The 18260-nt window shown below is 58.6% G+C and carries 15 protein-coding genes; 4 read left to right on the plus strand and 11 right to left on the minus strand.

Annotated elements, in window-relative coordinates:
- Positions 1 to 110: 110 nt before the first annotated feature.
- Positions 111 to 944: a carbohydrate ABC transporter permease gene (locus tag DLM86_RS01605; RefSeq protein ID WP_110838202.1), complete on the minus strand. Its 834-nt coding sequence runs from the start codon at positions 942 to 944 to the stop codon at positions 111 to 113.
- Positions 945 to 1829 carry a carbohydrate ABC transporter permease gene (locus tag DLM86_RS01610; protein WP_245954298.1) on the minus strand — a complete coding sequence of 295 codons (885 nt, stop codon included), beginning with the start codon at positions 1827 to 1829 and terminating at the stop codon, positions 945 to 947. It lies immediately after the preceding gene.
- Positions 1830 to 1973: 144 nt separating this feature from the next.
- Here DLM86_RS01610 and DLM86_RS01615 point away from each other — a divergent pair, with 144 nt between their 5' ends.
- A complete protein-coding gene (locus DLM86_RS01615) occupies positions 1974 to 3791 on the plus strand; it encodes a cache domain-containing sensor histidine kinase (RefSeq protein WP_110838203.1) in 1818 nt (605 codons plus the stop codon).
- 11 nt (positions 3792 to 3802) lie between these two features.
- Positions 3803 to 5404, plus strand: a complete 1602-nt coding sequence (locus DLM86_RS01620; protein ID WP_158289270.1) for a helix-turn-helix domain-containing protein — start codon at positions 3803 to 3805, stop codon at positions 5402 to 5404.
- 58 nt (positions 5405 to 5462) lie between these two features.
- On the opposite strand, the gene DLM86_RS01625 is transcribed toward DLM86_RS01620, so the two are convergent.
- From DLM86_RS01625 to DLM86_RS01655, 7 genes are all read right to left on the minus strand, one after another.
- A complete protein-coding gene (locus tag DLM86_RS01625) occupies positions 5463 to 6293 on the minus strand; it encodes an undecaprenyl-diphosphate phosphatase (RefSeq protein ID WP_110838205.1) in 831 nt (276 codons plus the stop codon).
- 53 nt (positions 6294 to 6346) lie between these two features.
- Positions 6347 to 7393 (minus strand): sporulation integral membrane protein YtvI, encoded by a 1047-nt coding sequence (ytvI, locus tag DLM86_RS01630; RefSeq protein ID WP_110838206.1) that lies wholly within the window; start codon positions 7391 to 7393, stop codon positions 6347 to 6349.
- Between the two features lie 16 nt (positions 7394 to 7409).
- The gene (locus tag DLM86_RS01635; RefSeq protein ID WP_110838207.1) at positions 7410 to 8747 is read right to left on the minus strand and encodes a hemolysin family protein; all 1338 of its coding nucleotides are present in this window, start codon (positions 8745 to 8747) and stop codon (positions 7410 to 7412) included.
- Positions 8748 to 8795: 48 nt separating this feature from the next.
- Positions 8796 to 9923 (minus strand): radical SAM/CxCxxxxC motif protein YfkAB, encoded by a 1128-nt coding sequence (gene yfkAB / locus DLM86_RS01640; protein ID WP_110838208.1) that lies wholly within the window; start codon positions 9921 to 9923, stop codon positions 8796 to 8798.
- Positions 9924 to 10045: 122 nt separating this feature from the next.
- Positions 10046 to 11155, minus strand: coding sequence for an HD-GYP domain-containing protein (locus tag DLM86_RS01645; protein ID WP_110838209.1), 1110 nt, complete (start codon positions 11153 to 11155; stop codon positions 10046 to 10048).
- Between the two features lie 155 nt (positions 11156 to 11310).
- Positions 11311 to 12126, minus strand: coding sequence for an undecaprenyl-diphosphate phosphatase (locus DLM86_RS01650; protein WP_110838210.1), 816 nt, complete (start codon positions 12124 to 12126; stop codon positions 11311 to 11313).
- 58 nt (positions 12127 to 12184) lie between these two features.
- Positions 12185 to 13621, minus strand: a complete 1437-nt coding sequence (locus tag DLM86_RS01655; RefSeq protein ID WP_110838211.1) for a bifunctional metallophosphatase/5'-nucleotidase — start codon at positions 13619 to 13621, stop codon at positions 12185 to 12187.
- 178 nt (positions 13622 to 13799) lie between these two features.
- On the opposite strand from DLM86_RS01655, the gene DLM86_RS01660 reads away from it, so the two are divergent.
- Together DLM86_RS01660 and DLM86_RS01665 are read left to right on the plus strand one after the other, a co-directional pair.
- Entirely contained in the window at positions 13800 to 14219 is a 420-nt protein-coding gene (locus DLM86_RS01660; protein WP_110838212.1) for an AMP-dependent synthetase and ligase, read from the plus strand.
- 142 nt (positions 14220 to 14361) lie between these two features.
- The gene (locus tag DLM86_RS01665) at positions 14362 to 15111 is read left to right on the plus strand and encodes a molybdenum cofactor biosynthesis protein (protein ID WP_110838213.1); all 750 of its coding nucleotides are present in this window, start codon (positions 14362 to 14364) and stop codon (positions 15109 to 15111) included.
- Between the two features lie 39 nt (positions 15112 to 15150).
- Here DLM86_RS01665 and DLM86_RS01670 read toward each other — a convergent pair whose 3' ends face one another.
- Together DLM86_RS01670 and DLM86_RS01675 are read right to left on the minus strand one after the other, a co-directional pair.
- Positions 15151 to 16257, minus strand: a complete 1107-nt coding sequence (locus DLM86_RS01670; RefSeq protein WP_110838214.1) for a C40 family peptidase — start codon at positions 16255 to 16257, stop codon at positions 15151 to 15153.
- Positions 16258 to 16422: 165 nt separating this feature from the next.
- Positions 16423 to 17877 carry an RCC1 domain-containing protein gene (locus tag DLM86_RS01675; protein WP_158289271.1) on the minus strand — a complete coding sequence of 485 codons (1455 nt, stop codon included), beginning with the start codon at positions 17875 to 17877 and terminating at the stop codon, positions 16423 to 16425.
- Between the last annotated feature and the right edge of the window lie 383 nt (positions 17878 to 18260).

The following is an 18260-nucleotide window of genomic DNA, read 5'->3' on the forward strand; positions in this document are numbered from 1 at the left end:
CTACTCTTAACTTCCCCTTCATTGTAGCCGGATTATACATCGGCCGAACACATACGCGAATGAACGAATAGGTGGAATTTTGTGAACCGGCTGCCGAAGCGTTCCTCCCGTCACCCTTTGACGGAGCCGGCCGTAATACCTTCGATGATGTGCCGCTGGAGCGCCAGGAAGAACAGGACGATCGGCGTCACGCTGAGCACGAGCCCCGCCAGCGCCAAATCCCACTGCTTCGTATATTGCCCGAAGAACGAATACGTCGCAAGCGGAATCGTCCGCAGCTCCGGGCTCGCCAGGATGAGCAGCGGCAGCAGGAAGTCGTTCCAGATCCACAAGCTGTTCAGCAGGACGACGGTAACCGTCATCGGCTTCAGCAGCGGGAAGACGATGCGCCAAAATACGCCGAACGGCGAGCAGCCGTCCACGACGGCGGATTCCTCCACCTCGACCGGGATCGATTTCACGAAGCCGTGATACAGAAACAGGTTAAGCGATACCCCGAACCCGAAGTAGCAAATGACGAGCCCCGGAATGCTGTCCATCAGGTTGAGCCAATCCGCGACGCGGACGAGCGGAATCATGACCGATTGGAACGGGATGACCATCGCCGAGACGAACGCCAGCAGCAGCAGCTTGTTCAGCCGGTTCGGCACGCGCACCATCCGGTAGGCGGCCATCGAGCTGATGACGACGAGCCCGACGTTGCTCGCTACCGTCACGATGAGCGAGTTCAGGAACACCTTCGGAAACTGCGTAATTTCCCAGACGCGGGAATAGTTTTCGAAGTGAAGCGATTTCGGCAAGTTCGCCGAATTGACGAGCAGATCGCCGAAGCTTTTCACCGAGTTGACGATGACGAAATAGAACGGTACGAGAAACAACAGCGCCAGCACGATGCCTACGAGCTCGAGGATCAACGTCCGGCCCGAGTATGCGCGGGTATCCATTTACGCCTCCACCTCCCGCTTCTTCGTCAAGCTGACCTGCACGATCGTCACGATCGCCACGGCGATGAAGAAAATGACCGCCTTCGCCGAGCCGAGACCGAGCCGGTTGTTGCGGAACGCGTCCTGATAAATGTTCATCGCGATCGACTCGGTGGAGCCGAACGGACCGCCTTTCGTCAGCGACATGTTCAGGTCGAACATTTTGAACGCCCACGAGATGGCGAGGAACAAACAGACGGTCACCGCCGGCATGATGAGCGGAATCGTAATTTGACGCAGCATTTGCAGCCGCGACGCCCCGTCGATACGGGCCGCCTCGATGACGTCCTTGGGCACGTTGCTCAAGGCGGCGATGTAAATGATCATCAGGTAGCCCGCCCCCTGCCAGACGCTGACGATAATAAACCCCCAGAAGCCGGTCGTCGCGTCGCCCAGCCACGGCAGCTTGAAAAATCCGATGCCGGTCATTTCGCCGATCGTGGCGAAGCCTTTAACGAAAATAAACTGCCAAATAAAGCCGAGCAGCAAGCCGCCGATGACGTTCGGCATGAAGAAAATGGTACGCAGCACGTTCCTTGTCTTCAACGCCTGCGTCAGCAGCAGCGCGAGCAGGAAGCCGAGCACGTTCGTCAACACGACGCTCGCAACCGTGAACCGCGCGGTGAAGCCGAAGGAGTGGAGAAAAGCGGTGTCTTCGGTTAAGATGGTTTTATAATTGGCGATGCCGATCCATTTGATGTCGGAGCTGACCCCGTTCCATTCGGTGAACGAATAATAGATGCTCATGACGAACGGTACCAGCACGATCAGCACGAAAGCCAATACGGCCGGACCGACGAAGACGGACTGGACGGCCCATTCGGGCGTTTTTCTGCTTCGTTTCACGCGTATCGTCCTCCTTTGCGCATTCGGATATTTCTCCTGACTTTACTTGATCTTACAAAACATTCGTCCGCCGCGGAACGGAAGTTCGTGACGTGTTAGGTGGAACTAGATGACATCGTTTGTTACAATGATGCGGAAAGCGAGATGATCCGTCTGTTCCGGACAAGCATACGCAACAAATTGATCGCCTTCCTGCTCGCCGCCGTCATCGTGCCGTTATCCACTTCGATCGTCATTACGTACGGCTACACGAAGCGGACGGTCGCGGAGGAGCGGATCGGCGTCACCTCGTCCTTGCTCGTCCAAGGCAAGGAGAACATCCGACACTATATGGATACGATTCACCAAACGACGCTGTCCGTATACAACGACAATACGCTCAATTTGATTTTGCAAACCGGCTCGACCGATTACTTGAGCGAGCAGGAGACGTACCGGGCGCTCGTCCATATGGCCAACGCGATGACCGACGTCTACCAGGTGTACTTGTACATGGACCGCCCCAAGCAGCCATACTTGATGATCAACGGCCTGTTCAAGCGGTTTCCGACCGAAGGCCCTCCGTTCCGGCCGAACCTCGGAGCGGCGGAGGTCGTCGTCGAGCCGCCTCACCCGAGCGGTACGTACGGATATCCGCAGACACCGTACATCGAGCCGGCCGTCGTCATGACGATGCACCGCAGCATCAAGCGGGTTCCCGCCTCCGAAGAAATCGGCACCCTCTCGGTCGACGTCAACATGAAGGGACTCGTCGCCATGTGCGAAAGCTTGTACGACCGCACGCGGGAGGAACTGTATATTTTGGACGACGAAGGTCGCGTCATCTACGGGCCGGACGATCGGCGTTGGGGAAACCGGATCGGCGAAGGCTGGGACGCCGAGCTGCTCTCGAGGCCGGAACCGTCCGGCAGCGTCTCGTGGAAGGGCGAACGGTTCCAAGGCATCCAAGTATACAACCGGCTCGAGACGGGATACTTGAAGTGGACGATCGTGAAGCGAATTCCGGACGACGTGCTGTACAAGCAAGCCCGCGATTTGACCCGGATCAATACGTTCGTCCTCGTCGCCTTCTCGCTGCTGTCGATCGGCGTCACGGTCGGCGTCGCCTTCCTGTTCACCGCGCCGATCAAGCGTCTGCTCGGCTACATCAGCGCCATCCAGAAGGGCGACATGAACGTGAATATCGACATGAAGCGCAAAGACGAATTCGGCATTCTCGCGGCCCGGTTCCGCTCGATGATGCAGCATATCAACAATTTGATCGTAAAGGAATACCGGCTCGAGCTCGCGAACCGGACGAATCAGCTGAAAGCGTTGCAGGCCCAAATTCACCCGCACTTCCTATATAATGCCCTGCAGTCGATCGGAACATTAGCGCTTCAGATGAACGCGCCCCACATCTACAAGCTGATCTCGGCTTTGGGGAAAATGATGCGCTACAGCATGAATACGGCGGAAACGTCGGTCCCGCTGTCCAAAGAGATCGACCATATCCGCTCGTACGTCGAGCTGCAGCGGCAGCGGTTCGACGGGAAGCTGTCGCTCGCCATCGAAGCCGACGAGGAGACGCTTCGGTCGGAAGTACCGAAAATGATGCTGCAGCCGATCGTGGAAAACTATTTCAAATATGGCTTCGATCCCGCCTCCGGCGAGGATGGCGAGCTCGTCGTCCGGTGCAGGGTCGAGGAGAACGACGCACTGGTCGTCACGGTCCGGGACAACGGGCGAGGGGCCGACCCCGAACGGCTGAACGAGGTCCGGCGGCTGCTCCGCCGGGCGGGGAAGGGCAGCGACGCCGACTCGGAGGAGCCGGACGGCGGCGGCATCGGGCTGTTGAACGTGCTGTCGCGGCTGAAGCTGGTTTACGGCGAGCGGGCGGACATGCGCATCGAAGCGGTTCAGCCGCACGGATTCGAAGTGACGTTGACGATTCCATGGAATAGAAATGAGGCCCGAGTGTGAGAGCATTAATCGTGGATGACGAAAAACACGTAAGGGATGCGATCAAGCTGCTGGTCGACTGGAGCGCCTTCGGCATCGACGACGTGCTGGAAGCGGCGGACGGCGAGTCGGCGATCGCCCTGATCGCGGAGGAGCGGCCGCAAATCGTCTATACCGACATGATGATGCCGAATACGGACGGCTTGTCGCTTCTTCGCTGGATACACGAGCATGCGCCGGAGTGCAAGACGATCGTCATCAGCGGACACGACGACTTCGAATTCGTGCGGGGCGCGGTCAAGTACGGCGGGATGGACTACCTGCTCAAGCCGATCGACGCCGGACAGCTGCACGAAATTACCGAGAAGGCGGTACAAAGCTGGAACGAGGACGAGCGGGAGCGTCTCGAATCGCAAATGCGGTCGATCCGCATGAACTCGCTGCGCCCGGTTTATCGCGACAAGCTGCTGTCGAGCCTCGTCGACGAGCCCGGCTCCTATTACGACGCGAAGGCATCGTTCGCGCAGGAGTTTCCGGAGCTCGCCGAAGGCGCCGCGTGCCGGATCGCCGTCGTCGCCGCCGATACGATGCACGGCAAGCTGCGAGACAAATTTGCCGCGCATACCGACCTGCTGCTGTTCAGCTTGACGAACATTTGCAACGAAATGATTGGCGAGCCGCGGCAAGGCTTCGCGTTCCGGTACTGGAACACCCATTATCCGATCGCGCTGCTCGTTTGGAGCCGCCCGGAGCGGCTGCCGCAGCTGCTCGAGTCGATCAACGACGGCCTGCACCGGACGTTTCAGGCGCGTGTCGAGTTCGGCGTCGGCGACGCCCACCCGTTCCCGGCCGGCGCGAAACGATCGTTCGCGGAGGCCGAGACGGCGCTCCGGCACCGCAACCTGTTGAAGCGGACGGCTTGGATTCATCCGTTCGATCCGAACGAGCCTTCGCGGTCCGCGGAGCTGCATTTCAGCGATTTCGACGATCAGGTCAGGCTCGCGATCCGCAGCGCCAGCAAGGAGAAGATCGAAGAGGCGATCCGCGGGTGGATCGAGCGGGTGCGGAGTACGAATGCGGTGACGATGGAGCATCTCGATTTGTGGAAACACGAATTCCAAGTGTTGAAGTCGCGGTGGGTGAAGGAATTTTTTCCCGGGGACGATGCGGAGAAGCGACTGCCGCTCGAATCCGCCGACCTCCCCATCCCGCTGAACGACCGCGGCGAGCTGTCGCTCGAACGGTGGCAGGAAGAGATGACCGACAGCCTCGTCCGTCTGGCCGAGCTCGTCCGCAAAGCGGCGCAGCAGGAAAACAATTTGATCTACGACATCGCCAAATACGTCCAAAGCCGTCTCGATTCCGATATCAGCGTGCAGGAGGTCGCCGCGCACTTTTATTTGAGCCGCGAATACGTATCGCGCCGGTTCAAGCAGGAGTTCGGCGAGACGATCAGCGACTTCATCCTTCGTCATCGGATGGAACGGGCGAAAACGCTGCTGCTCAACCCTTCGCTCAAAATCGCGCAGGTCGCCCACATGGTCGGCTACGACGACGAGAAATATTTCAGCAAAGTGTTCAAGAAGGCGGTCGGGGCAACACCGGCCGAGTACCGGAGGAAGCCGGGGGACTAGAGCATTTCGGAAAAACGAACGCGCGGGCCGCAAAGCCCGCGCGTTGTCGTCGGTACGATCAAAACCAAAAAATATAAATAAGGGCGGCCAGCACGAAACGGTAAATCGCGAACGGCACGAGCTTGATCCGCTGGATCAGCTTGAGGAAAAACCGGATCGACACCAGCGCGAAGACGAATGCGCTGATGAAGCCCGCGATGAAAAACGGCAGCGCCTCGGGCGTGAACGCGTCCCAATGCTTCGCGAGCGAAATGAGGCTCGCCCCGGCCATGATCGGCACGGCCATAATGAACGTAAAATCGGAGGCGGCCCGGTGGCTCATGCCGAGCAGCACGCCGCCGGATATCGTCGAGCCGGAGCGGGAAAACCCGGGCCACATGCCGAGACATTGGAACAACCCGACACCGAGCGCCTGCTTGTACGTAATTTTGTCCACCGTATCGGCGGCGGGAGTTCGAGGCCGCAGCTTGTCCGCAACGATCATGAGAACGCCGCCGAGCACGAGCCCGATCAGCACGGTTTCGACCGAGAACAAATATTCGTCGATGTAATCCTCGAACAAGACGCCGATGATGCCCGCCGGAATCAAGCCGACGATGACCTGCATCAGCTTCAGCCGCGGTCCTCGGACGGTACCCGTTCCCTTGCGCCGGCTCAAGCCGAGCAAATCGATGAACCGGCTGCGGAACACGACGAGCACGGCCAAAATCGAGCCGAGCTGAATGACGACCTTAAACGAGTTGGCCACCGAAGCGGGGAACAGCTCCTTCGAATGCAACATCATGTCGTCGACCAAAATCATGTGTCCGGTCGACGAAACCGGCGCGAACTCGGTCAACCCTTCCACGATACCCAATACGATAGCTACGAATAAGTCCCACACGTTCAACCAATGTCTCCTCCCGGAAAAAGGGCCGCCTGGCGGGCAGCCCTTCCGTTGTTCTATTCCAGCCTGATTTTGAATTGCAGCAGGCCGACCTTGCGCATTTCCTTGTAGATCATAATGACGATCGGCCCGAGGAACAGGCCGACGACGCCCATCAGCTTGAAGCCGATATAGATGCCGACAAGCGTCGGCAGCGCACCGAGTCCGATCGAGTCGCCCAATATTTTCGGCTCGACGATGCGGCGGAATATCGTAATGACGACGAACAGGGCGAGCAGCCCGAGCGCCAGCGTCGTCTCGCCCTTGACGAAAACGAACGCCGCCCACGGCACGATGACCGACCCGGTGCCCAGAATCGGCAGCACGTCCACGATCACGATCAAGAGCGCGACCGCGAGCGGGTATTCGACCCGCAGCACGAGCAGGCCGACGAGCGAGACGACGTACGTCAGCGCGCTCAGAATGACTTGGGCTCGCAGGAAGCCGAATACGGAACGGCGCAAATTGTCCATCACTTCCTCGACCTTGTCCCGCGACTTCGCTTCGAACAGGCCGAGAAATTGCGATTTCATCGTCGGCAGACTGTAGCTGACCAGATAGAGCGCCACCATGAATACGACGAACGCGACGAACAAATTCGGCAGCGCCTTGGCCGCGTTCAGGAAATATCCCGATATCCCGCCCAATATGCTGCTGATCGAATTGGTCAGCGCCGATATGCCGGACTCCAAACCGCTCTGCAGCTGTTCGGCGACGTCGGCCGGCAGCGAATTGTAAAACAGCTCGGTCCGCTCCGTCGCTTCCCGGAATACTTTGTTGAATTCGTCCAAGTAAGCCGGGGCTCGGCTCCACAGCTCCGCCAGCTGTGCGAATACGCCCGCACCGATCAAATACGCGAGCCCGAACAGCGCCAGCGTGAACAGCGTGCAGACGATCGTCGCCGAGGCGATGCGGTTGCCCCGGAACGCTCGGGCTAGCGAGGAGATGGGCTTCTCCAAAAACATCGCGATCAAGATCGCGAGCACGAAAGGCATGCCGATCGTAAACAGGCCGTATAGGACGGCGATGCCGATCCCGATTCCGACTACCATTTTCATGGACATGCGCTTTCGCCCCTTTCTATTCGATAGGTTCGACGGCGGGCTGCGCGGCCGGGCTGCGGGTAATGTTCACCCGAACGACGCGCAGCCGGTCGACCTCCGCCACTTCGAAGATGTAGCCGCCGTGCTCGACGCGGTTGCCGACGACCGGAACGCCCTCCAGCTCCTTGAACAGCCAGCCGCCGACCGAATCGACCTCATCGTCCTCGATCAGCACGTGCAGCATGTCGTGAATGTCCTCAAGCAGCATCCGTCCGTCCACCGACGTCACATCGCCGTTGATTTCCACGCTCGGCCGCCCTTCGTCGAATTCGTCCATCATCTCGCCGACGATTTCCTCCAAAATGTCGTCGATCGTCACCAAGCCGGCCGTGCCGCCGTACTCGTCGATGACGACAGCGATTTGCGACCGCTTCTTCTGCATGAGACGAAGCACGTGGCTTACTTCCATCGATTCCGGCACGGTGAGGATCGGGCGAACGAACTTCTTCACGTCCCGCTCCTCGTCCGGGTCGGCCGTCAACAAATCGGTAATGTGCACGAAGCCGACGATGCGGTCCTTGTCTCCCTTGGCCACCGGGTATCGGGTATGCTTCGCGGCGTATACGAGCTTCAGGTTGTCCTCGAGCGACAGGTCGACGTACAGACAGTCCATATCGGTACGCGGCACCATCACCTCGCGGGCGAGCCGCTCGGAAAACTCGAAGATGTTGTCGAACAGCGCCATTTCGTCCTTGTCGATATGGCCGCTCTTCGCGCTCTGGTTCATCAGGATGCGAATTTCTTCCTCCGTGTGCACTTCTTGCTCGGACGCGGGCTCGACGCCGATCGTCCGCAGCAGCCGGTTGGCCGCGCCGTTCAGCACGACGATCGCCGGCATGAACAGCTTGTAGAACCACATCAGCGGCGCGGACAGCCAGAGCGACGTCGCCTCCGACTTTTGGATGGCGAGCGATTTCGGCGCCAATTCCCCCAGCACGATATGCAAAAACGTGATGACCGCGAACGCCACGAGAAACGACACGGTATGGCTCCATACCGCATCCGCGGCGCCGAGCTTGGAAAGGACCGGCTCCACGATCAGTCTGGAGACGGCGGGCTCCCCGACCCAGCCGAGACCGAGCGAGGCGAGCGTAATGCCGAGCTGCGTCGCCGACAAGTACGCGTCGAGCCGCTTCGTCACCTTGAGGGCGTACTTCGCCCGGCCGTTTCCTTCGTTGACCAGCTGCGTCAGCCGCGACGCCCGTACCTTGACGAGCGCGAATTCCGCCGCCACGAAAAATCCGTTCAACAAGACAAGAAATAGTACGAGAGCCAAATACAGGACGAGCTCGCCCAGATGAAATTCCGTTTCCATTCGTTCACTCCCCGTCCTTAAGCCGGAGATTCCTCCTTTTTTGAGGCTTTACACCGTCGCCCGGCGCGATTTGAAATCGACGTCCCGGTAATAGGCGTCCGCCACGAGCAAATTCGGTCCGCAGCAGGCGGCCTCGTCGCAATGGCAGTTCACGCGCAGGTTGAGCGGATGGTCCAGCCACTTCGCGAAAATGGCGTCGAACGAATCCCGCTCCATGTTGCCTAGCGGCGGCAAGTCGGCAAAGTCGGTGACGTGCACGTCCCCGTTGAACAAATTCACGTTCAGCCGGTTGCGGCCGTCCGGGTCGTTGCGCACCGTCACGTTCGGCTCGCGGCGCAGCCGCCGGACGAGCTCCAAACCGTCCGGGTCGTCTCCGCAAGCGAAAAACGGCAGCGTCCCGAACAGCATCCACAGATCGCGATCCCTCTCGTCCAGCAGCCTCGTGACCGCTCCGCGAATTTGGTCGAGCGACAGCTGCGGCAAGCCGGCCGCGAACGCGCTCGGATACATCGGGTGCACCTCGTGCCGCTTGCAGCCCATTTCGACGATCAGGCGATGAATGTCCGCGATGTGTTCGTGCGTACGGAAGTTGATCATCGATTCGGCCGAGACGAACATGCCGCCCTTGCTCAGAGCGGATGCGTTGTCCATCATCCGTTCGTACATCTTGACCGCCGTCTCCCGGCCGACCGGATGGCCAGCATGCACGAACCCGACGCGGTGAAAATCGTCCGCACCCGTATAATTGAACGAGATGTGCATGACGTCCAGATAGGGCGCCATCATCTCGTACCGGGACAGGTCGAGCGTCACGTTCGAATTGATCTGCGTGCGCACGCCCCGCTCCCTGGCGTATTTCAACAGCGGCACGACGTAGTCCTTGACCGTGCTTTCCCGGTAGGACGGTTCGCCTCCGGTAATGCTGATCGTCTCGAGATGCTCGACCTCGTCGAGCCTCCGCAGCACGTCGGCGAGCGGCACGCGCGCGCCCTCGGTCATCGTGAGCGCATCTCCCACCGCGCAATGCTCGCAGCGCATATTGCATAAATTCGTCACGGTAAATTCCACGCTTGTCAAAACGTGGCGTCCGTACCTTCGCAGCGACCGGATCGGATCCCAAGGATCGTATTCGGGCGACAACGGAGGCAGGGCGACCGCCGGATCGTATCGGTTCATCTGTCCTTCCCCACCTGACTGTTCCTTATCTTTCCCATTTTACCCGATACCACTTCAAAAAGAAAACCCCGGCCCCATAAGGCCGAGGCCTTATGCGATTCCGGGATCGGAGAGCACGCCTGCTACGCGCCCGTTTCCGTCAGCTTGACGTTTCCGACGCCGACGACGATCAGCGCCAAATGCTTGGACATGTCGACCTCGTACGGGACGTCTACCGTCCGTCCGTCAGGCTCTTGGAAGATGCGTACGACCGGCCGCTGCGGGAACTGGCTGTTCACGTCGACGACGACGCCCGTCTGCCCCGTATTGAGCGTGACGGTGACGCCGAGCGGATAGATGGCGACCTTGTCGCGGAACAGCTCCACCTTGTCTTTCTCGTACAACGAATCGGCGCCCGTATACAGAATCTCCATCGCCTCGTGCGGCAGAAGGGCGGAACGGTAGACGCGGTTCGTCGTCATCGCGTCGTACGAGTCGACGAGTCCGATCCACCGGGCGAAATCGTGGATCTCCTCTCCGCGGATGCCTCTCGGATAGCCGCTTCCGTCCATCCGCTCGTGGTGCTGAAGCGCGCAGTGCGCGGACAGCAGCGGGATGTTCGGCTCGTCCTTCAGCATGCGGAAGCCGAACTCGGCATGGCGCTTCATCGCTTCGAACTCCGTTTCGTGAAGCTTGCCGGGTTTTTGCAATATGTCGAGCGGAATTTTCGTCTTCCCGACGTCGTGAAGCAGCGCGCCGAGACCGAGCGTCGTCAGGTCGCTCTGCGAATACCCGGCCGCCAAACCGAGCATCGTCGCGTAAATGCATACGTTCAACGAATGCTGGTACAAATACAAATCGGTCACGCTGATGTCCGTCAGCATAATCATGGCGCTCGGGTTTTCGCACAGGTCGTCGATGATCATCGTCAGCGCTTCCTTGAACGCCTTGCCCATGTAGGGCTGGTTGACCGCCTTGCGCGGCAGCGAGTCCATCATGATCCGCTTGAAATTCGTGCGGATGACGCCCATCGCGAAGCGTCTCGTCTCGTCGCTGATCGGATCGCGGATGACGATATCCTCGGTCAGCCGGTCTTCGATGTACAAATGCGCGACCCCGAACTGGGACAGCCGTTGAATCATGCCTTGCGTCAGCTCGACCCGTTCGCCCAGCAGCACGAGTCCTTCCTCGTTATATACTTTTTTCCCGAGCCGCATGCCGGGACGGCATTGGCTGATCGGCACTAGCCTCATACGACTTCCCACGTTTCCCCATCATTTTCTAATTCGGCGAATATAAATAATGTACTGGATAACGTTCAAAAGAGCAACAAAAAACATCAAAATTCGACAAGCTAACCAAGCTAACCTGACTGCAAAAACCGGCGTTCAACGTCTTATTCGCGACCTTATCCCGGAAAGCCGACCGTATACATGTACAGGAGCACGACCGCCGCGAGTGCGAAACGGTAATACGAAAAATAAGTCAGCTTCAGCTTGCCCACCAGCTTGATGAACGTCACGACGGCGAGAAGCGCCACGACGAACGACACGACGAAGCCGACGGCCAGGAAGCCGATATCGTCCGGCGTCATCGTACCGTAGCTTTTCAGCAGCTCGTAGCCGGTCGCCGCGCACATGACCGGAATCGCGATCAGGAACGTGAAGTCTGCGGCCGCCGCCCGGCTCGCGCCCGCCAGCATCCCGCCGGCGATCGTGGCGCCGGAGCGGGAGAAGCCCGGCCACAGCGACAAGCATTGCGCGATGCCAATGAACAACGACTGGCGGTACGTCAGCTCGTCCATGTCGGTCGCCGTTATTTTCGGCTGCTGCTTCTCGCCGACGATCATGAAGATCCCGCCCGCCACGAGGCCGATGACGACCGTTTCCGGCATGAACAGCATCTTGATCCAATCGCGGAAGACGAACGCAAGGCCGAGCGCCGGAACGATCGCAAGCGCGATATGCAGCAGGTTGATGCGCCGAGGCTTGGCCCGAGCCGCCTCGTCTCTCATCCCGAACAGCCGCAGCACGCGCCGCCAGTAAATGACCGCAACCGCCAAAATCGCGCCGAGCTGGATGACGACCTCGAACGTCTCCGCTTTGTCTCCCGTAAACCCGAGCATATTGCCCGCCAAAATCATATGGCCCGTCGACGACACGGGCAAAAATTCCGTCAAGCCTTCCACGATTCCGATGACGAACGCAACCCATAAGCTGAACATGGCTTCCTCCCGCTAAATTTGATTAAGGATTGAGACGCCCCGTCGGAGCCCCCGTCGGCTACGGCCGCACTTCAATCCATGCCGGATCGGCGCTTTGCCGGATTTCCGCGGCGTCCCGCAGCTGCGACTCCAGCACGTCCCGGATAAATTCGGGCAAATGGTAACGAACCGTCTCCCCTCGGCTCAAGGAGACGTATCCGATGCCGAACGTAAACATGTCGATCGTGCCGACCGCGTATTGGCGATCCGGCTCGAGCGGCTCCCCGTTAATCCGGATCGATCGGATTTTGCGATACGGCTCGTCTTCCGGAACGTACTCCACCCGAACGCCGGACAGGCAAAGCGTCCCGAGCGTCTTGCCGCGAAAGCCGAATCCTTTGATCGGCTTGTCGACGAACTCGTTCAGCAGCGCCTCCTCCAGCGCTTGGCGAAGCTCCGATCCGCGCAGCCGGACGAGGCACGGGTTGATCGGGGACGGGCATATTTCGAGCAGCCGAAGCCGGCTGACGGGCCCCGCCTCCAAGCTTTGCAAAATTTGTCCGGCGTTCACGACGCCGAGCTCCGCCCCCGTCCAGCGGCGAAGACCGGACGCCAGCAAATTGCCCAGCTCCGAGTCGCCTTCCGGCCGTATGCCGAGCGGCCGCTCCAGTTCGGCGACGCTCGGCTCCAGCCGCGCCCGGCTTGCGGCCGCTTCGTCGCGGATCATCGCTTCGATGCGGGAGGACGGCGGGAAATCGTCCGTATTCCAGCACGTTCCCCGCGCAAGCCGCAGCGCCCCCGTCTCCGGCTCGTACCGGAACTCCAGCTCGCCGACGTACCGTCCATGGGCGCCAGCCGCCGCTATGTAGGTATTTCCGATCCGGAGCGGCTGCTCCAGCAAATGGTGCGTATGGCTGCCGATGATGACGTCGATGCCGTCGATTCGCTCCGCCATCGCTTTGTCGTGGGAGAGGCCCAGATGAGACACGACGACCAGTACGTGGACAAGGGGGCGAAGCTGCGCTGCGAGCCGGCTCACCGTCTCATAGGGCTCCAGGACGCGCCAGCCGAGCAAGGTGTAGAAATCGGGGAAGTAGGCGGTGAGGCCGATGACGCCGACACGCAAACCGCCCCGGTCGATGATCCGGTACCGTTCCATCCATTGCGGCGGCTGCCCCGTCGTCTCATCGAGCAAATTGCCGCATACGACGGCGTAGCCGTTTCTGCTCGCGTAAGCGTTCTTCAGCTGGTCGGGAGTAAACGTCAGCCCCTCGTTATTGCCGGGAACGACGAGATCGTATCCGGTTTCGTTCAGGACCGCGATATTCGCCAGTCCGACGCTGCCTTCCGTTTCGGGGCGCATCCGATCCATATGGTCGCCGCAATCGATCGTGATCGTATCGGCCCGATCGTGCCGGCCGCGCAAACGGTCGAGTGCCTCGGCGATTCGGGGCATCCGTTCGAAATGACTGTGGATGTCGTTCGTATGGTATAAGACCAGCTTTCGTTCGTTCATGATGCGCCGCTCGCCTCCTCACACCTATCAACTTTGTATTCATTCGAGCCGGTCCCAAAAAGTTCCTGCCGGCATGTATAAAACCGGACCTGTTGCCCCATATTAGAATTTGGCTGAAGCCGATTTCCATTACATACCAAACCCACACACGAACCAGTCGCAAGGAGGAGAACAACGTATGCATTTCATCAGCCAGCACATCCAACAACAGGCGAATCAAATCGGTCACTTGACGGAGCAGCTGTTGCGGGAAGAACAACGGGTATCCAGCATCGCTTCGGGCATGGTGCGCACGGAGCAATCCAACGCGGCGCAGCTCGAGCAGCTCGCCCAACGCGAGCGCCAATCGGCCAACCAGCTTCAGCAAATGCTCCACCATACGCAGATGGTCTCGCAGCAGTTGAGCCAAATTTCGCAAATGTGCACCCAATTGAACGGCGAAGTGCAGCGTCTCATGTCCCAATTGGGTACGCATACGCAGACGCCACTCTATAACGAAATCGCCCAGCCTTCGTACACCCAGTCGTTCGTTACGCCGGCCGCTCCTTTCGGAACGTACCATCCGCAAGGAACGATTCAAAACGGCGGCATTCAATAACGACGAGCAAAGAAGCTCGGATCGCTCCCGGAAGGGAATCGAAAGCATAGATGAGCCTCCCTCATTCTATGCTTTTTTTTGCCGTCCATGCAAGGAAGTGGTACACTGGACTACAACACGAAAACCCGGGAGGTGCTCTCCTATGCAGCTTGCGATTCGGCTCTTTGCAGGGCTGTGCGACGTGTTCGGCGCTTCGACGGTTACGGTTCAGACGGACGGGAGCCCGCTTACCGGCGGCGGGCTGAAAGCCCGGCTCGCCGAGATCAAGCCGGAGGCCGCCGCCCTCATCCATTCTTCGTTCATCGCGAAAAACCAAGCCTACGCGGGCGATGACGAGCCGCTTTCCGTCGAGGATGAAATCGCCCTGATCCCGCCCGTCTCGGGCGGACAAGGCGAGCTGCCGGAAGCGGCCGGCGTCGACGTCGACGCTTCCTTAGGCTTGCATCGCGTCACGTCTCGTCCGCTGTCGATAGAGGAGACGTGTGCAAAGGTCGCGGACGACGAGCACGGTGCCGCCCTCGTCTTCGTCGGCACGACGCGGCGGACGACGTTCGGAAAGCGGACGACGCTGCTCGAATATGAAGCGTACGTCCCGATGGCGTTGAAGACGCTCGCTCAGATCGAAGACGAGATCGGCTCCCGATGGCCCGGCTCCCGTTGCGCCATCGCGCATCGGATCGGGCCCGTTCCCGTCGGAGAGACGAGCGTCGTTATCGCCGTCTCGACGCCGCACCGGGCCGATTGCTACGAGGCGAGCCGCTATGCGATCGAGCGGTTGAAGCAAATCGTGCCGATCTGGAAAAAAGAAGTATGGGACGACGGCTCCGAATGGAAAGGCCCTCAGAGCGGACCATGGAATCCGCTCGCTTCCAACGACAAAGCTCCGGACTGATCCGGAGCTTTGTCGTTTTATCCTCGTTAAGGTATGGCGTCAAGTCGCGATCCGTCTTGCAGACAAAAACGTCTTTTTCCAGTACGCGTTGTTGATGTTCGAAATTTGCACGCCGTTATCCGGCGCGGGCGAAGAGTGAATCATCAAATTGTTGCCCATGTAGATGCCGACATGCCCGACCGTTTTGTTCGTCTTGAATCGCCCCGGCACATAGAAGAACAGCAGATCGCCTTTTCGCAGCACTTTCCGGCTGACCAATACGCCTTGCCGGGCTTGCGCTCTCGCCGTACGGGGAAGACTGACCCCGTATTTGCCGTATACGTACTGCGTAAACGACGAGCAGTCGAACTTGCCGGTTTTCGAATACGGTCCGGCGCCGAACAAATATTTGATGCCCATATAGCGGCGTGCCGTCGAGATGACGCCGTTCATGTCGATGTTTTTCAGCACCGGTACCGCCTCGCCGGCCGGGTCGAGGACGACGGATGCCGATACCGCTTCGTTGTCGAGCTCCATGCCGACAGAGGCCGGCGTTTCCGTGCCTTTATACGGATCGGCGGGATCGTCCGCGAAGCTGAGCGCATCCGTCTTGCCGTCCGGCTCGGCCGGTGCGGCGATCGCCGTGCGATCGACCGTCTCCTGTGCAGGCTTGAGCGCGATTTCGCCGTCGCGCTGCTCGTACGAAATGTCCTCGCGGAACAGATCGGCCAGCGCCGATACCGGGATGTGCAGCCCGCCGTTCGCCAGCTTGGCCGGTTCCGGCATCGTCACGGCGTCGCTTTCTTTTACGGCTTGATTGCTTGCGCCCGTAAACTCGAATACCGCATCGTTATCGCCCATTCGCAGCTTGCCCGCGCTCGCGTCCCAATCCGTTTGGAAATCGAGCAGCTCGGCGAGCTTTTGCCCCGATATGAACGAGCTGCCGTCGACGGTCACGATCGGGATGCGGCCCTCGTCGGCCGTTAACATACCGGCGCTGCCGTCTCGCTGGGACTGCGTTGTCGGATGCTGCAGTTGCTGCTGCTGTTGCGAGCCCGATTCCCCGGACTGCCGGGTCGTTCCTCCGTCTTGGCGGGTGCAGGCGGTCGTGGCGGCAAGCGCCACCGTCAGAAGCGATAGTGTCAATCGGCGCGGCATATTGTTCATGATGTCGTTTCGCTCTCCTCGCGTCGTAATGGAATATACGGATAGGTTGAGGAGGAGCCGGTCGAATTATGCGATTTGGCCGGGGAGCCTGGGAATGTAAAAAGTGGTTTTGCTTATGGAACGAAAACGCACCGGCGATGGCCGATGCGTTCGTTCGTTGTACGGTTATGGCGATTCGTCTATCAATTCGACGATGGTTTGATGGTCGACCCGAATTTTTATTTTGGTATGCATATAATATTGGGGAAGGCGCAGTTCTGTCGTGTATTTGCCTGCCGAGTCCCGCTCCAATTTGAAGGGGGCCACGATCGGCTCTCGTCCCGGCAATTCTGCTTCCGCCGTAGGCCATTTTTGATATAACAGCTTCCCGTTATTGTCCTTCAGCTGTAGGGTCAATTTGATGACGCGTTCGTCGTCGACAACGTACGACTTTTCGATAGAAGCCGAGGATTCCGTTACGGATGCAAGAGTGCCCCGATCAAGCTTTCGCTTAACAACAGGATCGTTAAAGGACCAGCCGGCTGTAGCATGCCCAAGTTGGCCATATTCGTTGTTCCCCCAAACCCAAACTTGATCTTCCTCATCTACGGCCATTCCATGAAGATCCCCTACCGAAACCTGAATGAAATGTGTTCCTTCCGTTACCCGCATCGGTTGAAACCGATTGATCGCTTTTTTCAGATCGGTTCGATAGCTGACTCCCCAACTCCACACATTCCCCGCTTCGTCGATCGCCGCGCTCATTTGAGACCCTGCCGAAATGGATGTTAGTTTGGGAAGCCCCTTAACCTCGACGGCATGCAAGCTGTAGATCGTATTGCTCCCGACTCCAAGCTGACCGTTTCGGTTCAACCCCCAAGCATACAACGTACCGTTACGATCCAACGCCAAGGCGTGGTCGAAACCGGCCGAAATCGAAACGATGCCGCTTAACGGAACTGGTTTTCCTCCTACATTCTTCGTGACTTTTTGTAGTCGTCCATCGGTCTTCCCTTGATTTCCCCAAGTCCACACCTCGCCTTCCTCGGTTAAAGCGAGCGAAAATCCGAATCCAGCGGAGATCGCCGAAATGCCATCAAGAGGCTTCTTGTTATTCCCTTTTACGGGAATCGGTTTATTTCGGTTGTCGGCGGAGCCGTCTCCGAGCTGGCTATAGCGGTTGCTTCCCCAGGCCCATACGTTTCCGCCTTCGGTTAACGCCAAGGTGTGGTCGTACCCGGCCGATACGCTTCTTATGGTTTCGTTTTTTTCGAAGCGAACCGGAACCGCGGCATAGTATTCCTTCTCATCGCCTTGTCCCAGTTGCCCGGCTTTGTTCTCTCCCCACATCCATACACGCCCATCGTTATCTAAAGCCGCGCTATGAGCGTAACCGGTACTCACGAGCTTAATGTGTTCCAGTGCACCGCCGGCCTGCTTCCCCACTTGGGAAGAATGGAAAAGCCCCGGCCTCCGCCCGAACGACCAAACCGTTCCGTCCTTCTCCAGTTGAATGGAATGCATTACCCCAGCAACGACGTAAGGACTTGTATTATCTTTCTTGACTTCCGCTGCATAGACTATTTGCGAAGAAACAAGCAGCGCTATACAAATAAACAATCCTAAAACACGTTTACACATCTTACTTTCTTTGCCTCCTTCGATTATTTCCATCTACATCATTAGACTTGAAAATAACCAAAAAAGTTTCCATCTGCTGGTAATTTTCAAAAAAATAAACGGTTGACTTTCGAATTTTGTTACTCTTCTCACCGCAGTATCGAATGCTGGCACCGACAAATCACACTTTGGCCTCGCTGTTCAGCATCAAATTAACGGTACGCTCCAAAAATGTTGACGAGCTCCCAGCTTCCTCGAGTTTTCGCTATCCTTCCGCTAGATAGCGGCGTTCACTCGTCTTGTTGGTCTGGTACTCCACGCACTTGGTTGTCCGGCAATCTTCTCCAAAGTCGCTGTAATCTTATCCCAAACATATTATTTTAAGGGAATATTTGTATTAAACG

Origin of the sequence: Paenibacillus flagellatus (genome assembly GCF_003217775.1) — a bacterium.
Classification (GTDB): Bacteria; Bacillota; Bacilli; order Paenibacillales; family NBRC-103111; genus Paenibacillus_AB; species Paenibacillus_AB flagellatus.

Bases quoted from the DNA above. Each gene is read 5' to 3' on its own strand.
- DLM86_RS01605 (WP_110838202.1), bottom strand. From the start codon at position 944: ATGGATACCCGCGCATACTCGGGCCGGACGTTGATCCTCGAGCTCGTA.
- DLM86_RS01615 (WP_110838203.1), top strand. From the start codon at position 1,974: ATGATCCGTCTGTTCCGGACAAGCATACGCAACAAATTGATCGCCTTC.
- ytvI (WP_110838206.1), bottom strand. From the start codon at position 7,393: ATGTCCATGAAAATGGTAGTCGGAATCGGGATCGGCATCGCCGTCCTA.
- DLM86_RS01635 (WP_110838207.1), bottom strand. From the start codon at position 8,747: ATGGAAACGGAATTTCATCTGGGCGAGCTCGTCCTGTATTTGGCTCTC.
- yfkAB (WP_110838208.1), bottom strand. From the start codon at position 9,923: ATGAACCGATACGATCCGGCGGTCGCCCTGCCTCCGTTGTCGCCCGAA.
- DLM86_RS01645 (WP_110838209.1), bottom strand. From the start codon at position 11,155: ATGAGGCTAGTGCCGATCAGCCAATGCCGTCCCGGCATGCGGCTCGGG.
- DLM86_RS01650 (WP_110838210.1), bottom strand. From the start codon at position 12,126: ATGTTCAGCTTATGGGTTGCGTTCGTCATCGGAATCGTGGAAGGCTTG.
- DLM86_RS01655 (WP_110838211.1), bottom strand. From the start codon at position 13,621: ATGAACGAACGAAAGCTGGTCTTATACCATACGAACGACATCCACAGT.
- DLM86_RS01660 (WP_110838212.1), top strand. From the start codon at position 13,800: ATGCATTTCATCAGCCAGCACATCCAACAACAGGCGAATCAAATCGGT.
- DLM86_RS01665 (WP_110838213.1), top strand. From the start codon at position 14,362: ATGCAGCTTGCGATTCGGCTCTTTGCAGGGCTGTGCGACGTGTTCGGC.
- DLM86_RS01670 (WP_110838214.1), bottom strand. From the start codon at position 16,257: ATGAACAATATGCCGCGCCGATTGACACTATCGCTTCTGACGGTGGCG.
- DLM86_RS01675 (WP_158289271.1), bottom strand. From the start codon at position 17,877: ATGTGTAAACGTGTTTTAGGATTGTTTATTTGTATAGCGCTGCTTGTT.